Origin of the sequence: Streptomyces sp. NPDC018000 (genome assembly GCF_044328025.1) — a bacterium.
Taxonomy (GTDB): Bacteria; Actinomycetota; Actinomycetes; order Streptomycetales; family Streptomycetaceae; genus Streptomyces.
In genome coordinates, this window is sequence record NZ_JBIRGM010000002.1 from 817,252 (window position 1) to 841,051 (window position 23,800).

At 69.9% G+C, this 23,800-nt stretch carries 22 protein-coding genes; 11 read left to right on the forward strand and 11 right to left on the reverse strand.

Annotated features, from left to right (window positions below; all coding sequences use genetic code 11):
• Window positions 1–161: 161 nt before the first annotated feature.
• Window positions 162–1,865 carry a threonine/serine exporter ThrE family protein gene (locus ACH4EW_RS08230; RefSeq protein ID WP_398253112.1) on the reverse strand — a complete coding sequence of 568 codons (1,704 nt, stop codon included), beginning with the start codon at window positions 1,863–1,865 and terminating at the stop codon, window positions 162–164.
• Between the two features lie 256 nt (window positions 1,866–2,121).
• The gene (locus tag ACH4EW_RS08235) at window positions 2,122–2,616 is read right to left on the reverse strand and encodes an inorganic diphosphatase (protein ID WP_003968257.1); all 495 of its coding nucleotides are present in this window, start codon (window positions 2,614–2,616) and stop codon (window positions 2,122–2,124) included.
• Between the two features lie 56 nt (window positions 2,617–2,672).
• Between ACH4EW_RS08235 and dacB the strand changes: the two genes are divergently transcribed.
• From dacB to folE, 6 genes are all read left to right on the forward strand, one after another.
• Window positions 2,673–4,205 carry a D-alanyl-D-alanine carboxypeptidase/D-alanyl-D-alanine-endopeptidase gene (dacB, locus tag ACH4EW_RS08240; protein ID WP_398253115.1) on the forward strand — a complete coding sequence of 511 codons (1,533 nt, stop codon included), beginning with the start codon at window positions 2,673–2,675 and terminating at the stop codon, window positions 4,203–4,205.
• 52 nt (window positions 4,206–4,257) lie between these two features.
• The gene (locus ACH4EW_RS08245) at window positions 4,258–5,391 is read left to right on the forward strand and encodes a zinc-dependent metalloprotease (RefSeq protein WP_398253118.1); all 1,134 of its coding nucleotides are present in this window, start codon (window positions 4,258–4,260) and stop codon (window positions 5,389–5,391) included.
• A 199-nt stretch (window positions 5,392–5,590) separates the two neighbouring features.
• Window positions 5,591–6,673 (forward strand): tRNA lysidine(34) synthetase TilS, encoded by a 1,083-nt coding sequence (gene tilS / locus ACH4EW_RS08250; protein WP_398253121.1) that lies wholly within the window; start codon window positions 5,591–5,593, stop codon window positions 6,671–6,673.
• A 98-nt stretch (window positions 6,674–6,771) separates the two neighbouring features.
• Window positions 6,772–7,311 (forward strand): hypoxanthine phosphoribosyltransferase, encoded by a 540-nt coding sequence (hpt, locus tag ACH4EW_RS08255; protein WP_358858782.1) that lies wholly within the window; start codon window positions 6,772–6,774, stop codon window positions 7,309–7,311.
• A gap of 224 nt (window positions 7,312–7,535) precedes the next feature.
• A complete protein-coding gene (gene ftsH, locus ACH4EW_RS08260; protein WP_398253125.1) occupies window positions 7,536–9,566 on the forward strand; it encodes an ATP-dependent zinc metalloprotease FtsH in 2,031 nt (676 codons plus the stop codon).
• A 155-nt stretch (window positions 9,567–9,721) separates the two neighbouring features.
• Window positions 9,722–10,327, forward strand: a complete 606-nt coding sequence (folE, locus tag ACH4EW_RS08265) for a GTP cyclohydrolase I FolE (protein ID WP_398253353.1) — start codon at window positions 9,722–9,724, stop codon at window positions 10,325–10,327.
• A 24-nt stretch (window positions 10,328–10,351) separates the two neighbouring features.
• On the opposite strand, the gene ACH4EW_RS08270 is transcribed toward folE, so the two are convergent.
• The 6 genes from ACH4EW_RS08270 to ACH4EW_RS08295 all read right to left on the reverse strand — a co-directional run bounded on the left by ACH4EW_RS08270 (window position 10,352) and on the right by ACH4EW_RS08295 (window position 15,325).
• A complete protein-coding gene (locus ACH4EW_RS08270) occupies window positions 10,352–10,834 on the reverse strand; it encodes a DUF3180 domain-containing protein (protein ID WP_398253356.1) in 483 nt (160 codons plus the stop codon).
• A 115-nt stretch (window positions 10,835–10,949) separates the two neighbouring features.
• Window positions 10,950–11,561 (reverse strand): 2-amino-4-hydroxy-6-hydroxymethyldihydropteridine diphosphokinase, encoded by a 612-nt coding sequence (gene folK / locus ACH4EW_RS08275; protein WP_398253128.1) that lies wholly within the window; start codon window positions 11,559–11,561, stop codon window positions 10,950–10,952.
• The gene (folB, locus tag ACH4EW_RS08280; protein ID WP_398253131.1) at window positions 11,558–11,917 is read right to left on the reverse strand and encodes a dihydroneopterin aldolase; all 360 of its coding nucleotides are present in this window, start codon (window positions 11,915–11,917) and stop codon (window positions 11,558–11,560) included. Before folB ends, folK begins: the two co-directional genes overlap by 4 nt.
• A 194-nt stretch (window positions 11,918–12,111) precedes the next feature.
• Complete coding sequence (locus ACH4EW_RS08285) at window positions 12,112–12,594, reverse strand: nuclear transport factor 2 family protein (protein WP_351202188.1); 483 nt, start codon at window positions 12,592–12,594, stop codon at window positions 12,112–12,114.
• Complete coding sequence (folP, locus tag ACH4EW_RS08290; protein ID WP_398253358.1) at window positions 12,591–13,388, reverse strand: dihydropteroate synthase; 798 nt, start codon at window positions 13,386–13,388, stop codon at window positions 12,591–12,593. The genes ACH4EW_RS08285 and folP overlap by 4 nt, the downstream gene beginning before the upstream one ends.
• Before the next feature lie 95 nt (window positions 13,389–13,483).
• On the reverse strand, window positions 13,484–15,325 hold the full coding sequence (locus ACH4EW_RS08295; RefSeq protein ID WP_398253134.1) for a phosphatidylglycerol lysyltransferase domain-containing protein: 1,842 nt from the start codon (window positions 15,323–15,325) through the stop codon (window positions 13,484–13,486).
• 142 nt (window positions 15,326–15,467) lie between these two features.
• On the opposite strand from ACH4EW_RS08295, the gene ACH4EW_RS08300 reads away from it, so the two are divergent.
• Entirely contained in the window at window positions 15,468–16,589 is a 1,122-nt protein-coding gene (locus tag ACH4EW_RS08300) for an alpha/beta hydrolase (RefSeq protein WP_398253137.1), read from the forward strand.
• A gap of 75 nt (window positions 16,590–16,664) precedes the next feature.
• Here ACH4EW_RS08300 and ACH4EW_RS08305 read toward each other — a convergent pair whose 3' ends face one another.
• Window positions 16,665–17,852, reverse strand: a complete 1,188-nt coding sequence (locus ACH4EW_RS08305) for an ABC transporter ATP-binding protein (RefSeq protein ID WP_398253140.1) — start codon at window positions 17,850–17,852, stop codon at window positions 16,665–16,667.
• Window positions 17,853–17,980: 128 nt separating this feature from the next.
• Here ACH4EW_RS08305 and ACH4EW_RS08310 point away from each other — a divergent pair, with 128 nt between their 5' ends.
• The 4 genes from ACH4EW_RS08310 (at window position 17,981) to ACH4EW_RS08325 (ending at window position 21,547) form a co-directional block, all read left to right on the forward strand.
• On the forward strand, window positions 17,981–18,697 hold the full coding sequence (locus tag ACH4EW_RS08310) for an ABC transporter permease (protein ID WP_398253143.1): 717 nt from the start codon (window positions 17,981–17,983) through the stop codon (window positions 18,695–18,697).
• Between the two features lie 3 nt (window positions 18,698–18,700).
• Window positions 18,701–19,375 (forward strand): ABC transporter permease, encoded by a 675-nt coding sequence (locus tag ACH4EW_RS08315; protein WP_398253146.1) that lies wholly within the window; start codon window positions 18,701–18,703, stop codon window positions 19,373–19,375.
• A 97-nt stretch (window positions 19,376–19,472) separates the two neighbouring features.
• Entirely contained in the window at window positions 19,473–20,453 is a 981-nt protein-coding gene (locus ACH4EW_RS08320; RefSeq protein WP_398253149.1) for an ABC transporter substrate-binding protein, read from the forward strand.
• Window positions 20,454–20,548: 95 nt separating this feature from the next.
• Window positions 20,549–21,547, forward strand: a complete 999-nt coding sequence (locus ACH4EW_RS08325) for a hypothetical protein (RefSeq protein ID WP_398253152.1) — start codon at window positions 20,549–20,551, stop codon at window positions 21,545–21,547.
• A 25-nt stretch (window positions 21,548–21,572) separates the two neighbouring features.
• Here the strand turns inward: ACH4EW_RS08325 and ACH4EW_RS08330 are convergent, their stop codons facing one another.
• Together ACH4EW_RS08330 and ACH4EW_RS08335 are read right to left on the reverse strand one after the other, a co-directional pair.
• On the reverse strand, window positions 21,573–22,715 hold the full coding sequence (locus tag ACH4EW_RS08330) for an NADH-quinone oxidoreductase subunit D (RefSeq protein WP_398253154.1): 1,143 nt from the start codon (window positions 22,713–22,715) through the stop codon (window positions 21,573–21,575).
• Between the two features lie 49 nt (window positions 22,716–22,764).
• Complete coding sequence (locus ACH4EW_RS08335; protein ID WP_398253157.1) at window positions 22,765–23,772, reverse strand: SAM-dependent methyltransferase; 1,008 nt, start codon at window positions 23,770–23,772, stop codon at window positions 22,765–22,767.
• Window positions 23,773–23,800: the final 28 nt, after the last annotated feature.

Here is a 23,800-nt window from a genome sequence, read left to right on the forward strand (position 1 = left end):
TGAGACCTCCGCCTCCCGCGTTGTCGTCAGTCGCGATGTTCCCCGAGCTCTCGGCTTCGCTCGAGCAGGGGAGGCCCCATTCGCCACCCTCCCTCCTCCGCCTTGGATTCGAAGGCCCCAGACACCGCTCCTTCTCCCACTGCCAATCGTGGGTGAGGTCGTTAGAAGCCGCGCGTCCGTTTGGCCGCGCGGCGGTTCGCCCCGCCGATCGCCCCCGGCACCCGCATGAACAGCCGGGAGATCTCGCTTCCCAGATTCACCCCGATCGCGATGGCCAGCGCTGTCGCCGCCGCGGTCGACAGTGAGGCGAGCCCGGCGTTCACATTGCCCTGTGCCACGTCCAGCAGACCGAAGTACGTCGCCGAGCCGGGCAGCAGCGGACCGATCGCCGCCGTGATGAACGGCAGTGACGAGGTGTACCGGTAGCGCGAGAACAGCTGCCCGAACAGGCCCACCAGGCCGGCCGCCGTCGCTGTCGCGAGCACCGGCGAGATGTCGCCGGTCCTGGCCATCGCTCCGTAGATCACCCAGGCCACACCGCCGTTGAGGGTCACCGCGAGCACCGTGGACCGGTCCTGCTGGAGCAGGATCGCGAAGGCGAAACAGAGCGCCATCGAAGCCAGGATCTGCACCACGGGCCGGTCGTTGGCGATGAACCTGGCCTCGGGATTCAGCTGGGCGCCCAGCTGAAGCCCCATGTACAGCACGGACAGCACACCGACGACGACGCCGATGAAGAGGTACATGACTTCGAGCAGGCGCGCCGCGGCGGTGATGTAGTAGCCGGTCAGCCCGTCCTGCACGCCCGCCACCAGGGCCCGCCCCGGCAGCAGCGCGAACAGCCCACCGGTGATCACCGCGGAGGGCCGTACGTCCGACCAGTGGGTGAGGGTCAGCGCGACGCCCATCGCGGCGGGCGGCATCGCCGCCGCCACGAACTGGTAGAACTCCGGCAGCCCCCGCCCGGCACAGAGCCAGGCGAGCCGGTCGCCGAGCATCGCGCCGATCGCGGCCGCCACGAACACCAGCGCGCCGCCGCCGACCAGTACCGATGCCGCCCCCGCGAGACCGCCGGCGGCCAGCGTCAGCACCCAGCCGGAGTACGGATGCCGGTTGCGCCGGATCTCCGCCAGGCGCCGGTAGGCCTCCTCCAGCGAGACCTCGACATCCTCGGTGGTGATGTCGTCGATGAGCCGGAAGACGGCGGCCAGCCGCGTGTAGTCGGTGCCACGACGGCGTACGGTACGGCTCGCCGTCACCGGGTCGTCGACCAGCGACGGCTGGTGCGAGATCGACAGCAGGGTGAAGGTGACCGTGGGCTCGCAGCGGTCCAGGCCGTAGCCGCGGGTCACCGCGAACATCGCCGCTTCGACCTCCTCGGCGCCCTCACCGCCGGCGAGCAGCAGCTCCCCGATGCGCAGCGTCAGGTCGAGCACGCGCGGCACCGCGGGCCCGGTCTCGTCGGACTTCTGGACGGGTTCGGGTGCCGGGCGCTCGGCGACCGGCATCCGGAGCATCGTGCGCATCCGGTCCTGCCAAGGGGCTTCCTTGGTCAGCTGGAGCATCGGGCTGCCGTGCGCCGGAGTGAAGGCGGGCGGCGGGTGCTGGGCGTTGTGGATGCGCGGCGGGGCGAATGCGGAGCCGATCGTGTCCGAGCCGGAGGCCGGACCGGGGCCCGAAGCGGAACCTGTCCCCGACCCCTGGGGCTCGGCCGTCAGACCGGCCGGAATGGCGAATTCCGATGTCGGGTGATCGTCGTCGGAGGCAGCCGTGGGTCTCCCCACCCCGGCCGGCGGGACGAAGGCGCTGCGCGCCTCGTCGGACTGGGGCTTCTGGTCCTCCGGACCGCCCGGTTCCGCCACCACTCGACCTCGCTCCTCATCGGCTGCGCGTCTTCGGTTGCGCTGCTGCCAGTATGGCCACGTACCAGGGCGTGGATGCGACGAGGGCCGACCCACGGAACGGCCAGGGCGCGCGGAGCGGGTGGGGCACGCGGAGCGGCCAGGGCGGGCATACGAAACGGGCGGCACCCCGTCTTGGAGTGCCGCCCGTCTCCGGCGCGGAACCGTAAACGGAACCGCGCGATGTACCTCGGCCGGAATCCGGCCGCGACCCCTCGGGTCAGTGCGCGCCGCCCTGCGCCTCAAGGCGCTTGTAGGAGGCCTCGATCTCGGCCTCGGCCTCGGCGCGGCCGACCCAGTCGGCGCCCTCGACGGACTTGCCGGGCTCCAGGTCCTTGTAGACCTCGAAGAAGTGCTGGATCTCCAGGCGGTCGAACTCCGACACGTGGTGGATGTCGCGCAGGTGCTCCACCCGGGGGTCGGAGGCCGGCACGCACAGCAGCTTGTCGTCGCCGCCGGCCTCGTCCGTCATCCGGAACATGCCGATGGCGCGGCACTTGATGAGGCAGCCGGGGAAGGTCGGCTCGTCCAGGATGACCAGCGCGTCCAGCGGGTCGCCGTCCTCGCCGAGGGTGTTCTCGACGAAGCCGTAGTCCGCCGGGTAGCTGGTCGAAGTGAAGAGTCGACGGTCCAGGCGGATCCGACCGGTCTCGTGGTCCACCTCGTACTTGTTCCGCGAACCCTTCGGGATCTCGATGGTGACGTCGAACTCCACGGGTGGCTCCTCCATGATCAAGACATACGACTGGTGATTAAGTGTCCCCCACGCAGATGTGTGCTCGCGAAAGGGGCTGGTCAACGGTGGACGAGCCGGTGAAAAGACCGTCGGTCGATCCGCTCGACAAGCTGAGCAGGCTCACCCGGCCGGGCGGCGTGATCAGGCCGAAGGGACTGAACAACAGGCAGTTCACGGCTGTCTCCGCCGGCCTCGGGCTGGCGCTCGCAGCCGGCGTCGTCCTTGCCGCCGGCCCCTGGGACTCGGGTCAGCGTAAGGCCGAGCAGGACCGGGCCGCCGCTCGGAGCCGCACAGGTGGCGTACATCACGGAGCCGACGCACCGCCCGGACCCAAGCCCGCACCCAGTGCGCCCGCCGTCCTCGCGCCCCTCTCCTCAGTCGTGGACAACGCCGCTCCGGACGCCCGCGACGCCCCCGACGGCGCAGCGGCCGCCCTCCGCGCTACCCTCGGTCCACTGCTGAAGGCCCCCGCCCTGGGCACCGCGCGCACGGCCGCCGTCATCGACACCGCCACCGGTGAGCGGCTGTACGGCCAGGGCGCCGACACACCCATGACGCCCGCCTCCACCATCAAGATCGCCACCTCGGTCGCCGCCCTGAGCGCGCTCGGCCCCGACCACCGCATCGCCACGACGGTCCGGGCGTCCCCCGACTCCCGCAGCATCACTCTGGTCGGCGGCGGCGACCCCACCCTCGACAAGGCCGCCCTCGGCGCTCTGGCCGCCGACACCGCCCGCGCCCTGAAGGACCGGGGCGTGAAAACGGTCCGCCTCACGTACGACACCTCCCGCTACTCGGGCCCGGCACGGCACCCGATCGGCCCCAACGAGAACATCGCGCCCGTCAGCGCCCTGATGACCGACGAGGGCAGGCTCGACAGCACCGACAGAGGACCCGCCCCGCGCAGCAACGATCCGGCCGGTGACGCCGCCCGGACCTTCGGCAGGCTGCTCGACGACGCCGGGATCACCACCCGGTCCGGCCCGGCGGCCGGCCGGCCGGCCACCAAGTCCCGGCCGGTCGCCAAGCACCTCTCCGCCCCGCTCTCCGCACTGGCCGAACGGACTCTGACCAACAGCGACAACGACATCGCCGAGGCGCTCGCCCGGCAGACCGCCCTGGCCGCGGGCGAACGGGCGGACTTCGACGGCGGCCGACGGGCCGTCACGGCACAGCTCAAGAAGCTCCGCCTGCCGATGAAAGGTGTGAACCTCGCCGACGGCAGCGGGCTGAACCGCAAGGACAAGGTCACCGCCGGACTGCTGGCCGGCCTTCTCGCCCGCGCCGCCGACCCGGACCACCCCGAACTGCGCCCCGTCCTCACCGGCCTCCCGGTGGCCGGGTTCAGTGGCACCCTCAGCGGCCGCTACACCCAGAAGTCCGCAGGCACCGGGCTGGTCCGCGCCAAGACCGGCACCCTCACCGGCGTGAACAGCCTCGCCGGTACGGTCGTCGACAAGCAGGGCCGGCTGCTCGCCTTCGCCTTCCTGGCATCCGGTACGACATCCCCGTCCGAGGCCCAGTCCTCCCTCGACGCACTTGCCACCAGCCTCGCCGGGCGTACCTGATGGGCCGGTCAACACCACACCGCGGACGCACCCGAGCACGTACGGTTGACACATGACGAGCATCGGTGGTGACGAGATGGTCGACTGGAATCTCGCGGTCGCGACCGCGACCCGACTTGTGCGGCCGGGGCCCGAGATCAGCCGCGAGGAGGCCCGCGAGGTCGTAGCGGAGCTGCGACGGCATGCCAAGGCCGCGGAGGAGCACGTCCGTTCCTTCACCCGCATGATCCCCGAGGGGACCGAACCGGAGGACACCCCGGTTCTGGTCGTGGACCGGGCCGGCTGGATCAAGGCCAATGTCGCGGGCTTCCGCGAACTGCTCCGCCCGCTGCTGGGCAAGATGCAGGACCGGCGCGGCAACGGTCCGGGCGGCGCCGTGCTCGGCGCGGTCGGCGGCAAGGTGACCGGCGTCGAGGTGGGGATGCTGCTGTCGTTCCTGGCCTCCAGGGTCCTCGGTCAGTACGAGACGTTCGCCCCTGCCGGCCGTGAGTTCCCGGCCTCGGCCGACGGAGGCGGCAGGCTGCTGCTCGTCGCCCCGAACATCGTCCACGTCGAGCGCGAACTCGAGGCCGACCCGCACGACTTCAGGCTCTGGGTCGCCCTCCACGAGGAGACCCACCGCACCCAGTTCACCGGTGTGCCCTGGCTCCGCGACCATCTGCAAGGCGAGATCCAGTCGTTCCTCGAAGAGACCGACGTCGACCCGATGACCGTGCTGGAACGGCTCCGCGAGGCCGCCCAGTCCTTGGCCGGGGGCCGCCCCGAGGGCGAGGCCGGCGAGGACGGCGGCCGCAGTCTCGTCGAACTCGTCCAGACACCCGCCCAGCGCGAGATCCTCAGCCGGCTCACCGCCGTGATGTCCCTGCTCGAGGGCCATGCCGACTACGTGATGGACGGTGTCGGCCCCGAGGTCGTCTCCTCCGTCGGCGAGATCCGGGAGAAGTTCCAGCAGCGCAGGGAGCGCGGTGCGAGCCGTCTCGACCAGGCGCTGCGCAAGCTCCTCGGTCTCGACGCCAAACTGCGCCAGTACCGCGACGGCGAGCGATTCGTCCGCGCCGTGGTCGACGAGGTCGGCATGGACGGCTTCAACCGGGTCTGGACCTCGCCGAACACCCTCCCGACCAAGGCGGAGATCGCGAAACCGGCGGACTGGATCGCGAGAGTGCACCGTAAGGCAGAGTCCTGATCACGACGAGCCGGACGGCGGACGACAGGACATGTACGCGTCGGTAATCACCCATCCGAGGGACCGTAGGGGCATGGGAAGGCGTGCAATGCTCGGGGGGCGACTTGCCTCTGTCACCATCGATGCACGCTGAGTGACGGCACTTTTTCCGTCCCGGCACTCCGAGACACCTCCCAAAACTTCACGAAGGGCACCGGACATGGGTCCCCATCCTGCGGTCGCGGCGATACGCCTGGCGGTCCGCCGCGTACTCCACGACGTACTGACAGAACACGCCCGGAGCGCCGAGCACACCCGGCGCACCCCCCACCCCGAGCTCGCCGAAACCGGTCCGGGCAGGCAGCGCGGCACACTCCCCGGACGCCCCGACACCCCGCTGGTGCTGGTGGCATGCTCCGGCGGTGCCGATTCCATGGCACTCGCCTCCGCCCTCGCCTTCGAGGCCCGCAAACTCGACGTCCGGGCCGGCGGCATCACCGTCGACCACGGCCTCCAGGACGGATCCGACACCCGGGCCGCCGAGGTCGTCGACCGTCTCACCACGATGCACCTCGACCCGGTCGAGTCCGTCGCCGTGCAGGTCGGCCAGGAGGGCGGACCCGAGGCTGCGGCCCGCGACGCCCGCTACGCCGCCCTGGACGCCGCGGCCGAGCGGCACGGCGCCGCCGCCGTCCTGCTCGGCCACACCCGTGACGACCAGGCGGAGACGGTGCTGCTGGGCCTCGCCCGCGGCTCCGGCATCCGCTCGCTCTCCGGCATGGCCGCCGCATCCGGCCCGGCCGGCCGCTACCGCCGCCCCTTCCTCCAGCTCGACCGGCAGACCGCCCGCAAGGCCTGCCTCGTCCAGGCGTTGCCCGTCTGGGACGACCCGCACAACATCGACCCCGCCTACACCCGCTCCCGGCTGCGCCACGAGGGTCTGCCCGCCCTGGAGAAGGCCCTGGGCAAAGGAGTCGTCGAGGCTCTGGCCCGAACGGCACAGCTCTCCCGCGACGACGCCGATGCCCTGGACACATGGGCCGCCGAGGCCGACCGCGCCGTACGGGACGACGCGGGCCGGCTGGAGTGCGCCAAGCTGTACGCGCTGCCGCCCGCCGTACGCCGACGGGTACTGCGCCGGGCCGCCATGGAGGCGGGCTCCCCGGCCGGTTCCCTCTTCGCCCGGCACATCGAGGAAGTCGACCGTCTGATCACCGGCTGGCGCGGCCAGCGGGCCATCAACCTGCCCGGCCGGGTCGAAGCCACGCGTCAGGGTGGCAGACTGGTGATTCGGCAGAGCTGAAGCACGAGCGGCTGACACGCAGGCGAGCGGCGCGCAGGGCCGGGGCACCACCCCGGTTCCGGCAGGCAGAGAAAGAGACGCGGGTGAACGAGAAGGACATGAGCACCGACCTTCAGTCGGTGCTCCTCACCAAGGAAGAGATCGACGCGAAGCTGGTCGAGCTGGCCGCGAAGATCGACGCGGAGTACGCGGGCAAGGACCTGCTCATCGTCGGCGTCCTCAAGGGCGCAGTGATGGTGATGGCGGACCTGGCGCGCGCGCTGTCCACCCCCGTCACCATGGACTGGATGGCCGTCTCGTCGTACGGTGCGGGCACCCAGTCCTCCGGAGTGGTCCGGATCCTCAAGGACCTGGACACCGACATCAAGGGCAAGCACGTCCTGATCGTCGAGGACATCATCGACTCGGGCCTGACGCTGTCCTGGCTGATGTCGAACCTCGGCTCGCGTGAGCCGGCGTCCTTGGAGATCTGCACCCTGCTGCGCAAGCCGGACGCGGCCAAGGTCGCGCTCGACTGCAAGTGGGTCGGTTTCGACATCCCGAACGAGTTCGTCGTCGGATACGGGCTGGATTACGCGGAGAAGTACCGCAACCTCCCCTTCGTCGGCACACTCGCCCCGCACGTATACGGGGGCTGACCGCCTCCCGGCGTCCGACGCCCGGCCGGGGTGCCCGGCCCGGCCGGGAGGACGGCGGGGAACCTTTCACCGGATTCCCGCCGTTGAGCCATCGAAGGCGGGTTTTGACAGACGTCCTCGACGGTCGCAGGCGACAATGCTGGGGTACCGTCCGAAGAACAGTCTTTTCTCACAGCAGCATTTACCTACGGGCAGGAGGGACGGGGCGTCATCGCCCCGTATGGATGGACGTGAAGCGATACTTCCGTGGGCCGGTCATGTGGATCGTGCTGGCCGTCCTCGCCGTGGTCGTTTTGATGCAGGTCGTCGGCTCGTCGGGCGGCTACAAATCGGTGGACACCGGCAAGGTGATCCAGGCGATCAGCAAGGACCAGGTGGCGCAGGCCAAGCTGACCACCGGTGACGAACAGATCATCAAGATCGAGTTGAACAAGGGCCAGAAACTTGCGGGCGAGTCCGGCAGCAAGTTCCAGGCGAGCTACATCGGCGACCAGGGCGTCCAGCTGGCCGACACACTGCAGAAGAAGTTCGAGAGCGGCAAGATCGACAAGGGATACACCGTCTCGCCGTCGAAGCAGTCCCCGTTCATCTCGATCCTCCTCTCGCTGCTGCCCTTCGTCCTGATCGTGGTCGTCTTCCTGTTCCTGATGAACCAGATGCAGGGCGGCGGCTCCCGGGTCATGCAGTTCGGGAAGTCCAAGGCCAAGCTGATCACCAAGGACACCCCGAAGACGACGTTCGCCGATGTGGCGGGGTCGGACGAGGCCGTCGAGGAGCTTCAGGAGATCAAGGAGTTCCTCCAGGAGCCGGCGAAGTTCCAGGCCGTCGGCGCCAAGATCCCCAAGGGCGTCCTGCTGTACGGGCCTCCCGGTACGGGCAAGACGCTGCTCGCACGCGCCGTCGCGGGCGAGGCGGGCGTCCCGTTCTACTCGATCTCCGGTTCCGACTTCGTCGAGATGTTCGTCGGTGTCGGTGCCAGCCGGGTCCGTGACCTCTTCGAGCAGGCCAAGGCGAACGCCCCGGCGATCGTCTTCGTCGACGAGATCGACGCCGTCGGCCGGCACCGCGGTGCCGGAATGGGCGGCGGTCACGACGAGCGCGAGCAGACGCTGAACCAGCTGCTCGTCGAGATGGACGGATTCGACGTGAAGGGCGGCGTCATCCTGATCGCTGCCACGAACCGGCCGGACATCCTCGACCCGGCGCTGCTGCGACCGGGCCGCTTCGACCGGCAGATCGCGGTCGACCGGCCGGACATGCAGGGCCGTCTCGAGATTCTCAAGGTGCACCAGAAGGGCAAGCCGGTCGCAAAGGACGTCGACCTCGGCGCCGTTGCCCGTCGTACGCCCGGCTTCACCGGTGCCGACCTGTCGAACGTGCTGAACGAAGCGGCGCTCCTCACGGCGCGCGGCAACCTGAAGCTGATCGACAACAAGATGCTCGACGAGGCCATCGACCGCGTCGTGGCGGGTCCGCAGAAGCGGACCCGGATCATGTCCGAGAAGGAGAAGAAGATCACCGCGTACCACGAGGGCGGACACGCCCTGGTCGCGGCGGCTTCCCCCCAGTCGGACCCGGTCCACAAGATCACGATCCTCTCCCGCGGCCGCGCCCTCGGTTACACGATGGTGCTCCCGGAGGAGGACAAGTACTCCACGACGCGCAACGAGATGCTCGACCAGCTGGCCTACATGCTGGGCGGGCGCGCGGCCGAGGAGCTGGTCTTCCACGACCCGACCACCGGCGCTGCGAACGACATCGAGAAGGCCACTGCAACGGCCCGCGCGATGGTCACGCAGTACGGCATGACGGAGCGGCTCGGTGCGATCAAGTTCGGCGGCGACCACACCGAGCCGTTCGTGGGCCGTGAGATGGGCCACCAGCGCGACTACTCGGAAGAGGTCGCGGCCCTTGTCGACGAAGAGGTCAAGAAGCTCATCGAGACCGCGCACAACGACGCGTGGGAGATCCTCGTCGAGAACCGCGACGTGCTGGACGCCCTCGTGCTCCAGCTCCTCGAGAAGGAGACGCTCGGCAAGGAGGAGATCGCCGAGATCTTCGCCCCGATCGTGAAGCGCCCGTCCCGTCCGGCGTGGACCGGTTCCGCCCGACGCACGCCGTCGACGCGGCCGCCGGTGCTCTCGCCGAAGGAGCTCGCTCTCACCAACGGCGCCACCGCGGCGAACGGCTCGGTCGTCCCCACGGACACCGTCCCGGCCACCGAGGTGCTCCCGGAGGACCGCTCCGAGAGCTGAGGTTCCGCGACCCCGGTGTGGCCCCTGTCACGGGAGCCGTACCGGGCCCGGAATGTGTGCCGTGCCTCCGCAGGTTTTAGCCTGTGGGGGCGCGGCTTTTTCGTACGCCCGTGCGGAGGCATGTGCGGGTGACCGCTCAGAGGAACGAGGCACAGATGACCGACCCGGTGACGTTGGACGGCCAGGGTTCGATCGGTGAGTTCGACGAGAAGCGGGCCGAGGCCGCCGTACGCGAACTCCTTCTCGCCGTCGGCGAGGACCCGGACCGAGAGGGACTGCGCGAGACGCCGGGGCGAGTGGCACGGGCGTACAAGGAGATATTCGCGGGCCTCTACCAGGAGCCCGAGGACGTCCTGACGACCACGTTCGACCTCGGCCACGACGAGATGGTGCTGGTCAAGGACATCGAGGTGTTCAGCACCTGTGAACACCACCTGGTGCCGTTCCGGGGCGTCGCGCATGTCGGATACATCCCGGCCACCAGCGGCAAGATCACCGGCCTGTCGAAGCTGGCCCGCCTCGTCGATGTCTTCGCCCGACGTCCGCAGGTCCAGGAGCGGCTCACCACGCAGATCGCCGATTCGCTCATGGAGATCCTGGAACCGCGCGGGGTCGTCGTCGTCGTCGAGTGCGAGCACATGTGCATGTCGATGCGCGGAATCCGCAAGCCGGGTGCGAAGACGCTGACCTCGGCGGTGCGCGGCCAGCTGCGCGACCCCGCGACGCGCGCCGAGGCCATGAGCCTGATCATGGCGGGCTGAGCTCCCGGGAGAGCTCGGTGACCGCTACGCGGCCGCCGAGCTCTTGTCGTTGTCCTCGTCCTCCGGGAGCTTGCAGATGCGCTCCAGCCAGAGGGCCGCGGCAACCACCGCGACGCCGGCCAGGACCGCGAAGCCCGCGTAGATTGCCTGGTCGCGGCGGGCCGGGATGTCGAGGGAGCCGAGCAGGAAGACGCCCGTGCCGCCGTACATGCCGGAGACCAGGGAGACGACCAGCGCGCTGGCCTGGCCGAAGACGACTGCACGGGCCGCCATGAGTGGCTCGACGCCCTTGGCGCCCGGTCGGCGCTCGCGCTGGGCGCGCAGCCGGGAACGGATGGAGAGCGCCGTCGCGAGCAGGATGGCGGCGATCACCGCGAGCACGATCGGCGCGGCGAGGGGAACGCTCGGCAGGCTGCCCAGGGAGTCCCAGAGGCGGGCACCGCCCCAGGAGAGCACCCCGGCCGCCGCGAAGAGGCCGGCCAGTACCCCGAGCCGTAGTTGCTTCACCGAGTGATCCGCCCTTCGCCGCCAGTGGTGCGTGTCACCGGTGATCCGCGTCACCAGTGGTCCATGTCGCCGGCGATCCGTGTCGCCGGTGATCCGTTTCCGTCGAGCCTAACGACTACTCGGGCAGACGGAGTTCCAGATCGGCCCGGGGCAGTACGCCCTCCCGGCCGGCACCGGCCAGCAGCTCCGCGACGGGGCCGGCGCCGGGCAACTGGGCCTCGGGGTCGACGTCGTGCCACGGGGCGAGCACGAAGGCGCGCTCATGGGCCCGCGGGTGGGGGAGGGTGAGCGCCGGGTCGTCGGAGACGACATCCGCGTACGCCACGATGTCGACGTCGATGGTGCGCGGGCCCCAGCGTTCCTCACGGACCCGGTCGAAGGCCTCTTCGACGGCCTGGCCGCGCTCCAGGAGGGAGGACGGAGGAAGCGTCGTCTTCACGACGATCACCGCGTTGAGGTACGAGGGCTGGGAGCCGGGAGCGACGCCCCAGGGCTCCGTCTCGTACACCGGGGAGACCGCTTTGACCCGCAGGCCGGGGGTGTCCTCCAGGGCGTCTATGGCGCCCTGGAGCGTCTCCAGGCGATTGCCGAGATTGGAGCCCAGGGAGATCACGGCGCGTTTGGGGTTGGAGAGGGTGATGTCCGCGGCGTCCACCTGCTCGACCACGGAGGCGGGAACCGGCTGTACGGTCGGGTCGCTCTGCCCCTGGGTGGAAAATCCAGTCATACTCGGCTCCGGGTGATGGTGACGGTGACATCGTCGAAGGGGACGGTGATCGGCGCATCCGGCTTGTGCACCACCACCTCCACCTCCTCGACTCCTTCGTGCTTGAGGCACTTCTGCGCGATGCGCTCGGCGAGCGTTTCGATCAGATCGACCGGTTCCCCCTGCACCACTTCGACGACTTCCTCCGCGACGATGCCGTAGTGCACGGTCTTCGTCAGGTCGTCGGCGGCTGCCGCTGGGCGGGTGTCGAGGCCGAGCACCAGGTCCACGATGAACGTCTGGCCCTCTTCGCGTTCCCGCGGGAAGACGCCATGGTGTCCACGGGCCTTGAGGCCGCGCAGCGCGACACGATCCACGCGAATCACTCCTGACTGTCGTTGGGCGTAGAGGCACGAGGCCGCGTGCGGGCGGCCGGGTACCACTCTTTCGAATCTACCTGCGAGCACCGACAGCGCTCGCCCGCGGGGGCCATGGACAGGACCTTGCGGGGCTGGTAGCCGCTTCTACCCGCGGTCCGGGATTCCAACCCGCCGTCGGGCGGATGCCTCGGTCAGGAGGATGTGTCCTCGTCCTCGTCCTCACCGGATTCGGTGAGGACGGGCGAGCCGTGGTGGGACCAGAGCTTCCAGCCGTCGGGTGTGCGCCGGAACACATTGGTGGCCACGACGAGTTGGCCGACCAGCGGTCCGAGCGCGTTGCCGTCCTCTGCGGGGCCGCCGCTGAGGATGTTCTCCGTGCAGGTCACCAGGGCCGTGTCGCCGGTCATCGAGATCCCGACATCGGTCAGGAAGAACTGGATGTACTCGGTGTTCGCCATGATCAGGGCGTAACTGCGCAACACCTCGCCGCGGCCGGTGAGCACCGGCCAGCCGGGGTGGACGCAGGAGACGGTGAGGTCCTCGCCCGGCAGCCAGAGCCCGGAGAGCTCGTCGAAGTCTCCGCGCTCCATCGCCTCGTAGAAGGCGGTGTTCGCCTGCTCGACGGCCGCGATGTCGGCGGCCGCCTCCGCGTGCTCGTCGCGGGGCCCGCTCACGCGGCTCCCTCGACGGCGCGGGCGACCCGTACGGCATCCGCCGTGGCCCGTACCTCGTGGACCCGGACGGCCCAGGCGCCGGCGCGGGCGGAGAGCGCGGAGATCGCCGCAGTGGCGGCGTCGCGTTCGCGGGCGGGCGGCGGTGCGGCGCCCTCGCCGGCCAGCACATGGCCGAGGAAGCGCTTGCGGGAGGCGGCGACCAGCAGCGGGCGGCCCAGGGCACGCAGCTCGTCGAGGTGGGCGACCAGCGAGAGGTCGTGGCCGGCGTCCTTGGCGAAGCCGAGACCGGGGTCGATCACGATCCGTTCCGGGGCGACACCGCCCGCGACCACGGCGTCCATCCGCTCCCGCAGCTCCGCGACGACCTCGGCGACGACGTCCTCGTACACCGCCCGGCTGTTCATGGACTCGCTGAAGCCGCGCCAGTGCATCACGACGAACGGCGCTCCGGCCGCGGCGACGACCCCGATCATGTCCGGGTCGGCGAGGCCGCCGCTCACATCGTTGACCAGGGCGGCTCCGGCCGCGACCGACTCCTCGGCGACACGGGCCCGCATGGTGTCCACGGAGACCGTGACCCCTTCGGACACCAGGCCCTTGACCACGGGGACCACGCGCCGCAGCTCTTCCGAGGCGTCCACCCGGCTGGCTCCGGGACGGGTCGACTCGCCGCCGACATCGATCAGGTCGGCGCCCTCGGCGACCAGGTCGAGGCCGTGTTTGATCGCGGTCGCGGTGTCGAACCAGCGGCCGCCGTCGGAGAAGGAGTCCGGGGTCACATTGACGACACCCATGACCGCACAGCGGTCCCATTCCGGCAGACCTCGGACCGTGCCTCGTCCACGCAACGTACTCATGCGACCAGCGTAGGCCCCGCACGGCGGGGTCGTTACGCCGCGCGGGCGTGGTGCTCCTGGCCCGGCGCCCGGGTGTGCGCGCAGGGGCGCGGCCGGCGAGCCGGGAGTCGGCGGGCGAGGGGGCGGGGCAGCGCGAGGCTCACGAAGCCCTCGGCCTGCATGGCCGCGAAGGAGATGCGGGGCAGGTCACGGGCGTTTCGGTAGACGACGAAGCGGGGCTCCCAGCGGGGCCGGAACTTGGCGTTGAACTTGTACAGCGACTCGATCTGAAACCAGCGCGACAGAAAGATCAGCAGTCCGCGCCAGGTCCGCAGCACCGGTCCCGCGCCCAGCTTCTCGCCGCGGGCGAGCGCCGAGCGGAACATCGCGAAGTTCAGCGAGACGCGCTCGACGGAGAGCCGGGGGGCGGCCTGCAGGGCGGCGACGATCAGCAGCTCGTTCATGCCCGGGTCGGCGGAGCGGTCGCGGCGCATCAGATCGAGGGACATGCCGTCCCTGCCCCACGGGACGAAGTGGAGTACGGCCTTCAGGTCGCCGTACGGGGAGTCGGCGGTGTACTCGTCGGCCTTGTGGGCGGTGGCGATGATGCAGTCCCCGTCGGCAGGGTCGCCCATCCGGCCGAGTGCCATGGAGAAGCCGCGCTCGTTGTCGGTGTCGCGCCAGTCGGCGGCGGCCCGCCGGATGCGGGCCAGTTCGGCTTCGCCGATGTCGCTCACGCGCCGGACCCGGGTCTCGTAGCCAAGACGTTCAATGCGCTTCACCATCTGGCGTACGTTGCGCATCGCGCGCCCGGCGAGCGAGAAATCCGCGACATCCACCACCGCCTCGTCGCCGAGTTCCAGCGCGTCGAGTCCGGTCTCGCGGGTCCAGACCTCGCCGCCGGTCTCGCTGCAGCCCATCACGGCAGGGGTCCAGGAGTGGGCCTTGGCCTCGTCCATGAAGCGCTCGATGGCTCCGGGCCAGGCTTCCACGTCGCCTATCGGGTCGCCGCTCGCCAGCATCACCCCGGACACGACGCGGTAGCAGACGGCGGCCTTGCCACTGGGGGAGAAGACGACGCCCTTGTCGCGGCGGAGCGCGAAATGGCCGAGCGAGTCGCGGCCGCCGTGCTTCTCCAGCAGGGCGCGCAGCCGGGCCTCGTCGTCCTCGGTGAGGCGGGCCGCCGGGTGCTCGGGGCGGAAGGCGAGGTAGATGGTGGTGACGGCGGTCAGCAGCCCGAGGGCGCCGAGCGAGTACGCCACGGTCCAGGAGGTGTCTCCGGCGTACTCGATGGGGCCCTCGAAGCCGAACAGCCCGTACAGCACGTGCTGGAGCCGGTCGGCGATGCTGGGGTTCCCCACGACCCGGCCGGGGTGGGCGCTGACGATGATCAGCCCCAGGCCCAGCGAACCCGCGCCGAGGAGCACGAAGTTGGCCAGGGCCCGCCAGCGGCTCCTGGGGTCGGGGAGTGCGGCGAATTCACCGCGGTGGCGGACCAGCAGCAGGCAGAGCGCCAGGGAGACGAGCGTGCCGGTGACCGAGTGCCGGTAGGCGAACTGTGCCAGCGCACCGGCCGGCAGCAGCGCGACGGCCGCCCGCCAGGCCCGCCGCTTGCGCCGCTTTAGGCCGTGGGCGAGGAGCAGCAGCAGGACACCTGCGCTCAGGGAGAGAGCGGCGGCGAACGGCCCGAGGGCGCCGGGGAGCACCTCGGCGAGCGTGTGCATCCGGCTGTGCCGGAAGCGCGGGAAAACGCCCGCGGTGACATCGATCAGGCCGACGACGGTGCAGGCGGCACCGACCAGCGCCGGTACGGATTCGGGGCGCGGGCCGCGTACGAACTTGCGTACACGACTCGGAACCGATCCTGATTTCTCCCCATCTAGCGTGACAGACATCGTTTCCCGTGGTTTTTGCGAGAGATTCTTGAGTCCTTCGGCCGAGGCCCTCCGGACGATGTGCGATCTGTAGGACGAGGCTTCCGGGGCCAGGGTTCACCCGTCGGCCGGAAATCTCCCGACAAGAAAGCTCACACCCCCCATGGGTCTTACCAGCAAGACGATTCTGGCCCTTGCCGTCGTGGTGGCCGTGGTGTTCTTCGCCGCCACGGTCTGGCTCTGGCCGCGGTTGGCCCGGCGCAGCGTGTCCGCGGTGTTCGGCAGGGTCGGCCTGCTGCTGGCGACTCAGGTGATGGTCTTCGTCTCCGTCGGTCTTGTGGCCAACAACTCGTTCCTCTTCTACGGCTCCTGGGCCGATCTCTTCGGTCAGAAGCAGGATCTGGGCGTGGTCACGGACCACGCGGACGGAACGCCGGCATCCAAGAACATCGTGCGGGTCGGGGTGCAGAGGCCTGAGGGGCCGGACGGTCTGCGGCCCACGACGGGCGGCCGGATAGACAAGGTCGTGATCGCGGGGCGGAAGTCGAAGATCGAGAGTTCGGCGTATGTGTATCTGCCGCCGGAGTACTTCCAGCCGGCGTTCGCCCGCCGGAAGTTCCCTGCGGTCGTCGTCCTCACCGGCTACCCGGGTACCACGGAGAACCTTCTGAAGGGTCTTCAGTACCCGCGTACGGCGCGCGAACGGGTGAAGGCCGGCCGGGCGCAGCCGATGATCCTGGTCATGCTGCGGCCGACGGTGGCGCCGCCGCGGGACACCGAGTGCGTGGACATAGAGGGCGGACCGCAGACCGAGACGTTCTTCGCCGAGGATCTGCCGCGGGCGGTCTCGGATGCTTACCGGGTCGGCATGTTGGCCCGCAACTGGGGCATAATGGGCAATTCGACCGGCGGATACTGTGCGCTGAAGATCGGGCTCCACCATCCGGACCGGTTCGCCGCGAGCGCCGGGCTCTCCGCGTACTACAAGGCGGCCGAGGATCCGACGACCGGCGACCTCTTCCACGGTGACCAGGGCGCGCGCAACCGCGCCGATCTGATGTGGAGCCTGGACAATCTGCCGCAGCCCGACTCGTCCTTCCTCGTCACGACCTCCAAGCGCGGCGAGGGGAACTACCGCACGACGCGGAAGTTCATAGCCAAGGTGAAGCCGCCCGCCCAGGTCTCGTCGATCGTGCTCGACAGCGGCGGGCACAACTTCAACACCTGGCGGCGGGAGATCCCTTCGGCGCTGGACTGGATGAGCAGCCGGCTCAGCGAGAACTGAGGCCAACTCCCCATGTGCCGGCCGGTCCGAGCCGGGCCCGGTCCCCGGCCCGCACCCCGGCTCCCGTCTCCCTGTTCACCGTGCGGCTGTCTTGGTGAGGCTCCCCACCGTCTCGACGGCCACATCGGCACGCGGGACGTCCTGGGCGTCCGCGTCGATCGAGCGGCGCAACGCCTCATGGAGCCGGGCCGGGGTGAGCACGCCGAGGAAACGGCCGTTGCTCTCCTTGTCGATGACGGCGATCCAGCCCGCGTCGTGCTGGAGCATGGTGGCGAACGCCTGCTTGAGCGGGGCGCCGACGGGCAGCCACGCCTCCATCCTGCGGGCGTGGGCGCGCACCGTGTCCTCGGTCCCGGTGGTGGAGCCGTCCGCCGGGATCCAGCCGTGCAGATTGTCCTCGCCGTCCAGCACGACGGCCCAGCGCGCCCCTTCGGCCCGCAGCCGCTCGGTCGCCCTCTCCAGGGAGTCGTCGAGGTGGACGACCGGCGGCTGGTCGAGGTCGCCCTCTTCTATGGGGGTCACGGAGAGCCTTTTCAGGCCGCGGTCGGCGCCGACGAAGTCCGCGACATAGGGGGTGGAGGGGGCGCCGAGCACGGTCGCCGGGGAGTCGAACTGCTCGATGGAGCCCTGTCCGTAGACGGCGATGCGGTCACCGAGCCGGACCGCTTCCTCGATGTCGTGCGTGACGAACAGGACGGTTTTACGGACCTGCGCCTGGAGTTTCAGGAATTCGTTCTGCAGTCGTTCCCGCACGACCGGGTCGACGGCGCCGAAGGGTTCGTCCATCAGCAGCACCGGCGGATCCGCGGCCAGCGCCCTTGCTACGCCCACGCGTTGACGCTGACCGCCGGAGAGCTGTTCCGGATAGCGGTCGCCATAAACGGAAGGATCAAGTCCGACAAGGTCGAGGAGTTCCGCCGCGCGCTCACGGCCCTTTCCTCGTTTCCAGCCGAGGAGGTGAGGAACGGTCGCGGTGTTTTCGAGGACTGTACGGTGCGGGAAGAGCCCCACCTGCTGGATCACATAGCCGATACGGCGGCGCAGCCGGACGGGGTCGATGGCGGATATGTCGTCCCCGTCGAGGAATATCCGGCCCTCGGTCGGTTCGATCAACCGGTTCACCATCTTCATGGTGGTCGTCTTGCCGCAGCCCGATGGTCCGACGAGCGTGACCAGTTCACCCTCGGCGACCTCGAAGGAAAGGTCGTCGACGGCGATGGTGCCGTCCGCGTACCGCTTGCTGACATGCTCGAAACGGATCATGGTTCCCCATTGTCGCGCGTGTTCTGTGAAGGACATGTTGCTGGAATACACCGGCCTCGGCGATTGTCAGTGGTCGAGGATAGGGTCACTGGAACATCGGTACGAGGCGGTAATCGGAGGGGGGACGGATGGCTGCCGCAGAGAACTGCATGGTGACGAACGACTGGATCTGCGGGGAGTATCTCCGTTCCCGCAGTCAGGAGTTGACCGACGCGACGGTCCAGCACATCTGGATCACCGCGGTCTCGGTGCTGATCGGACTCCTGGTGGCGTTTCCGCTTGCGCTGCTCGCCCGTCGCGGCCGCCGCTTCGCCGGACCGGTCCTCGGGCTGACGACGGTGCTCTACACCGTGCCTTCGCTCGCCATGTTCTCGCTGTTGCTTCCGCTGTTCGGACTTTCCGCGGCGCTGGTCGTCACCGGCCTGGTGCTGTATTCGCTGACCGTTCTCGTACGGAACATCCTGGCGGGCCTCGAAGCGGTTCCGCAGGAGGCGAAGGAAGCCGCGAAGGGAATGGGGTACGGGCCGGTCCGGCTGCTGTGGGAGGTCGAACTCCCCCTTGCCATGCCCGCGGTGATGGCCGGTTTGCGGATCGCGACGGTCTCGACCATCGCGCTGACGACGGTCGGATCGATCATCGGCAGGGGCGGCCTCGGCAACCTCATAGGGGACGCTCTGCCCAGCCTCTTCAAGGCCCAGGTGCTCACCGCCTCGGTCCTGTGCGTACTGCTCGCTGTCGTTGCGGATCTGCTGCTGCTGGGCCTCCAGCGGCTGCTGACCCCCTGGACCCGAATACGCACCGCTCACGCGGGTGCGGTCGCGGGTGCCACGGCAAAGGCGGTCTGAACCATGGGAGTTCTCGGCGAGGCCTGGACCTGGCTCACCACCGGCGCCAACTGGTCGGGGGAGAGCGGGGTGGCCCACCGGCTCGGTGAGCATCTGTACGTCAGCGGCGTCGCGCTCGCCCTGGCCTGCGCCATAGCCCTGCCGATCGCGCTGTACCTCGGGCACATCGGGAAGGGGGGCGCGCTAGCCGTCAACATCTCCAATGCGGGGCGGGCGATCCCGGTCTTCGCGGTGCTGGCCCTCTTCATGGTCTCGCCGCTGCGCAACGCCGGATATGTGCCGACGATCACCGCGCTGGTGCTGTTCGCCGTGCCGCCACTGCTCACCAACGCCTATGTCGGAATGACGGAGGTCGACCGGTCGGTGGCCGAGGCGGCGCGGGGCATGGGAATGTCCCGGCGCCAGCTCTTCATACGGGTCGAACTCCCGCTGGCCTACCCGATGATCATGACCGGGCTGCGCTCGGCCGCGGTCCAGGTGGTCGCCACGGCGACGATCGCCGCGATGGCCGGCCAGGGCGGTCTCGGACGGATCATCACCGCCGGATTCAACACGTACAACACGCCGCAGGTGGTCGCGGGGGCGCTGCTGGTCGCCGTGCTCGCCCTGCTGGTGGAGGCGGTGCTGGTGGGCCTGGACCGGATGCTGTCACCGCTGCGCCGCCGCAGGACGGCATGACGGTGCGGCGCGACCGCCCGCCGGGCGCACGCCATCGCACCCCTCGATCCGGATCCCATCTCGAACAGACCCTGTTGCTGTGGACGGAGAACAACTCATGAGCAAGACCTTGCGAATAGCGGGCGCGGTCGTCGCCATGGCCGCGCTGGCCGGCTCGCTCGCCGCCTGCGGTGGCGACAGCCTGGAGAAGGGCAAGGGGGGCTCGGCATCCTCCGGCGACGGCTCCGGCAAGAAGGGGTCGCTCGTTGTCGGCGCGGCCTCCTTCACCGAGTCCAAGGTGCTCGCGGAGCTGTACGCACAGATCCTGGGCGACGCCGGATACAGCACTTCGGTCACCACGGTGGCCAACCGGGAACTGTACGAACCGTCTCTGGAGAAGGGCGAGATCGACGTCGTCCCCGAATATGCCGCGACACTCGCCGAATTCCTCAATGCCAAGGTGAACGGGGCGAAGGAGGCCGGGAAGAAGCCGGTCGCTTCCGGTGACGCGGCCGCCACGGTCGCGGCGCTGGAGAAGCTCGCCACCCCGCGTGGACTGAAGGTGCTCCCGGCAGGCGAGGCGGTCGACCAGAACGCCTTCGCGGTGACCAAGCAATTCGCCGCCGAGAACAAGCTCAGGACTCTTTCGGATCTCGGCAGGTCGAAGATCGAAGTGAAGATCGCGGCGGGCGACGAGTGCGAGGTGCGGCCGTTCTGCGCACCGGGCCTGAAGACGACGTACGGCGTCAATGTCACCGGTATCGACCCCAAGGGATTCGGTACGCCACAGTCCAAGCAGGCCGTCAAGGACGGCAAGGATCAGCTGGTCCTCACCACCACCACGGACGCGGTGCTGGACAGTTACGGCCTGGTGTTCCTGGAGGACGACAAGAAGCTCCAGAACGCGGACAACGTTCTGCCGGTCGTCAATGCCAAGGACGCGGGATCCCAGGACATTGCCGACGCACTCAGCAAGATCACCAAGACCCTCACCACCGAGGATCTGGCGGAACTGAACCGCAAGGTCGACGCCGAGCGGGCAAAGCCCGCCGATGTGGCCAAGGACTATCTGCAGTCAAAGGGCCTCATCAAGAAGTAAGGATTGGGGGTATCGGGGGGCCGCCAGGTAACCGGCCGGGAACAGATTGGTGGGCGGCCCCCCAATCGGCCCGTACACACGGTAAATTTCAGGCCATGCCACGCGGACGTCATCGCCATTCGCCACCTCTGCACAGAATCCTTCCGCCTTCGGCCGTCGTCGGAGTCTCGATCCTCAGTGCCGCGGGCGCCTGGCTGCTCGCCGATCCCCTGGTCCTGCGCGGTCTGGTGGCCGCCGCGGCGGCCGCTGCCGTGACCGGCGCGTATCTGATGCGCAGCTGGGACCGGGAAGCGGGCCGTCGGGTCGCGGAGCTGACGCGTGCCCGCGCCGGCGACGCATTGCGTGCCGAGGAGCGCACGGCCGAACTGGAGGCCGACCTGGAGGAGTCGCGGGAGCTGCGCGTACAGCTGGAGACGAAGCTGCGCCGCAAGCGTGTGGAGCTCGCCGGTCTGCGCGGGGAGCATGCGGCGCTGCTGCGGCGGTACGCCAACGCCGAGACCGGACGGGCCAGCGCGCTGGAGGGCCGCAGGCAGCTCGAGCGCGAAGCCGCCGTGCCCCGGGAGCTGCCCGCCGCACGCAGCACACCGACACCGTCCGCCTATCTGCGTGCCGCTCAGGCGCTGGAGGACCTCTCGCGCAACGGGGCACTCCAGGAGGCGCGCCGTACCGCCGAGCAGGCCAGGAAGCGGGATCTCGCGGAGCGGGCCCGGGAGACGGAGGAGCGGCAGGGGAAGCACGCGGCGGCCGCGGACGCGTCCGGGGCACAGCACCTCCGCCCGCCGACCGCCCTTCCCGCGACCCGGCCGCCCGCGGCGCGCACCGCGCCGGCCGCCGGCGCCGTCGCTCCGTACACGGCGTCCCGCCGTCATCCGGTGCCCCAGGGCAGTTTCGACTTCTTCGGTACGCACAAGACGCACGCCGCGATCGAGTCCGTGCAGAACGAGGACCTCGCGGATGTGGTGGGCGAGGAGGCGCTGGCCGCGCACCGCACGGGCACGGCCGAGAACCGGGCCGTCGGCAAGGTCGTCGACCTGACCGCGCACGACGAGACCGAGCAGCTGGACGTGGTGGAGCTGCGCAGCGCGATCTCGTAGGCGCGCAGGCGCTGGGCGGCCGGTCCTACTTGTCGATGTCGCCGACGACGAAGAAGAGCGAGCCCAGGATCGCCACCATGTCGGCGACCAGCGTGCCCGGCAGCAGCTCGGTGAGCGCCTGGATGTTGTTGTACGAGGCGGAGCGGAGCTTCAGCCGGTAGGGGGTCTTCTCGCCCTTGGACACCAGGTAGTAGCCGTTGATGCCGAGCGGGTTCTCGGTCCAGGCGTAGGTGTGGCCCTCCGGAGCCTTCAGCACCTTGGGCAGCCGCTGGTTGATCGGGCCGGGCGCCAGGCCGGCCATCCGGTCCAGGCAGGCGTCCGCCAGATCCAGGGAGTTGTGGGTCTGCTCCAACAGGCACTCGAAGCGCGCCAGGCAGTCGCCCTCGGTGCGGGTGACGACCTCGAGGGTGTCCTGGAGCTCCCCGTACGCGAGATACGGCTCGTCGCGCCGCAGGTCGAAGTCGACGCCCGAGGCGCGGGCGATCGGCCCGGACACCCCGTAGGCGTGCACGGTCCCGGCGGACAGCACACCCACACCGCGCGTACGGCCCCGGAAGATCTCGTTGCCGAGCACCAGGTCGTCGTACACGTCCATCCGGGACCGGACCGAGGCGACGGTGTCCCGGGCGCGGCCGAGCCAGCCCGCGGGGAGGTCCTCCTTGAGGCCGCCGACCCGGTTGAACATGTAGTGCATCCGGCCGCCGGAGACCTCCTCCATCACGGCCTGGAGCTCCTCGCGCTCGCGGAACGCGTAGAACACCGGGGTGATCCCGCCGAGTTCGAGCGGGTACGAACCGAGGAACATCAGATGGTTCAGGACCCGGTTCAGCTCGGCCAGCAGGGTGCGCGTCCAGACCGCGCGCTCCGGGACCTCCATGCCGAGCATGCGCTCGACGGCCATGACGACGCCCAGCTCGTTGGAGAACGCCGACAGCCAGTCGTGGCGGTTGGCGAGCATCACGATCTGCCGGTAGTCACGGGCCTCGAACAGCTTCTCCGCGCCGCGGTGCATGTAGCCGATGACCGGTTCGGCGTGCTGGATGCGTTCGCCGTCGAGGACGATGCGCAGACGGAGCACGCCGTGGGTGGAGGGGTGCTGGGGGCCGATGTTGAGCACCATGTCGGTGCTCTCCGCTGCGCCGCCGATGCCGACTGTCGTCTCCGTCATACGGCCAGTATTCCCTGAGCGCCCTGGGCTCCGCCCCGGCCCCCGCGCCTCAATCAACGGCGGGGCTGGTTACTGAGCCCCGCCGTTGTATCAGCCAGCCGAAGTCGCCCAGGCCGCCCCGGGCCGTGAGCTCCGCTGCCTCGCCCGCCGAAGCGAGGGCCCGTACGTATCCGGCCGGGTCGGTCGACGCCAGGGTCAGTGGTGGGCGCTCGCCGCTGATGCCGAGGCGGCGCAGCGCCTCACGCTGCGTCAGCACCTCGGGCGGCGCGTCGGCCCCGGCGTCCACCGCCGCCGCGCACGCGTCCAGCGCCACGTGTGAGGTGAGGTCGCAGCTGCCGTCCGGCACCGGCCGCACCTCGCGGCCGGACCGGAAGCCGGTCAGGGTGCCGAAGGGGGGCCGTGCCTCCCGTACATGGGCGTAGTCCACCGCCACCGCGAGCCCACCGGACAGCGTGGACACCGCCCGCGCCCAGGCCTCGTCGCGCGGGCGGCCGATCTCCGCACGGCTGCCCGGTCCGGCCGACGGCCACCAGCGGCGCAGCCACTCGGCGTCGGCCCCGGTCACCGGCTCGCCCAGCCGTTCCGTACCGTCCGCCGTCCGGACGAGGACATACCGGTCGACGCCGTTCGCGTCGGTCTCGGCGACGTCGGTCGGGACGTTGTCCAGCCACTCGTTGGCGAACAGCAGGCCGTGCGTCCCCGGCGGCGGTTCGGCACACCACTCGATCCCGGGGTCCAGACCGGCCGGGCGGGCGGCGATCTCCACGGCGTACGCCCGTACGGCGAGACCGTCGGCGTCCACGGCCGGCAGCGCCGCCAGTACCCCTGCCAGCAGTTCGCCCCGCCCCGCCCCCAGGTCCACCAGGTCGACCGAGCCGGTGCCCAGCTCCCGTGCCGTTGCGACCAGCAGCCGGGCGACGGCGGAGGCGAACAGCGGGGATGCGTGGACGGAGGTACGGAAGTGGCCCGCCGGTCCTTCGGGACTCCGGTAGAACCCCCCGTCTCCGTACAAAGCGGTCTGTGCCGCCTCCTGCCACCCACGCCACTCGTCCATCACGTTTCCAAGTCTCCACCCTGGGGAGTAC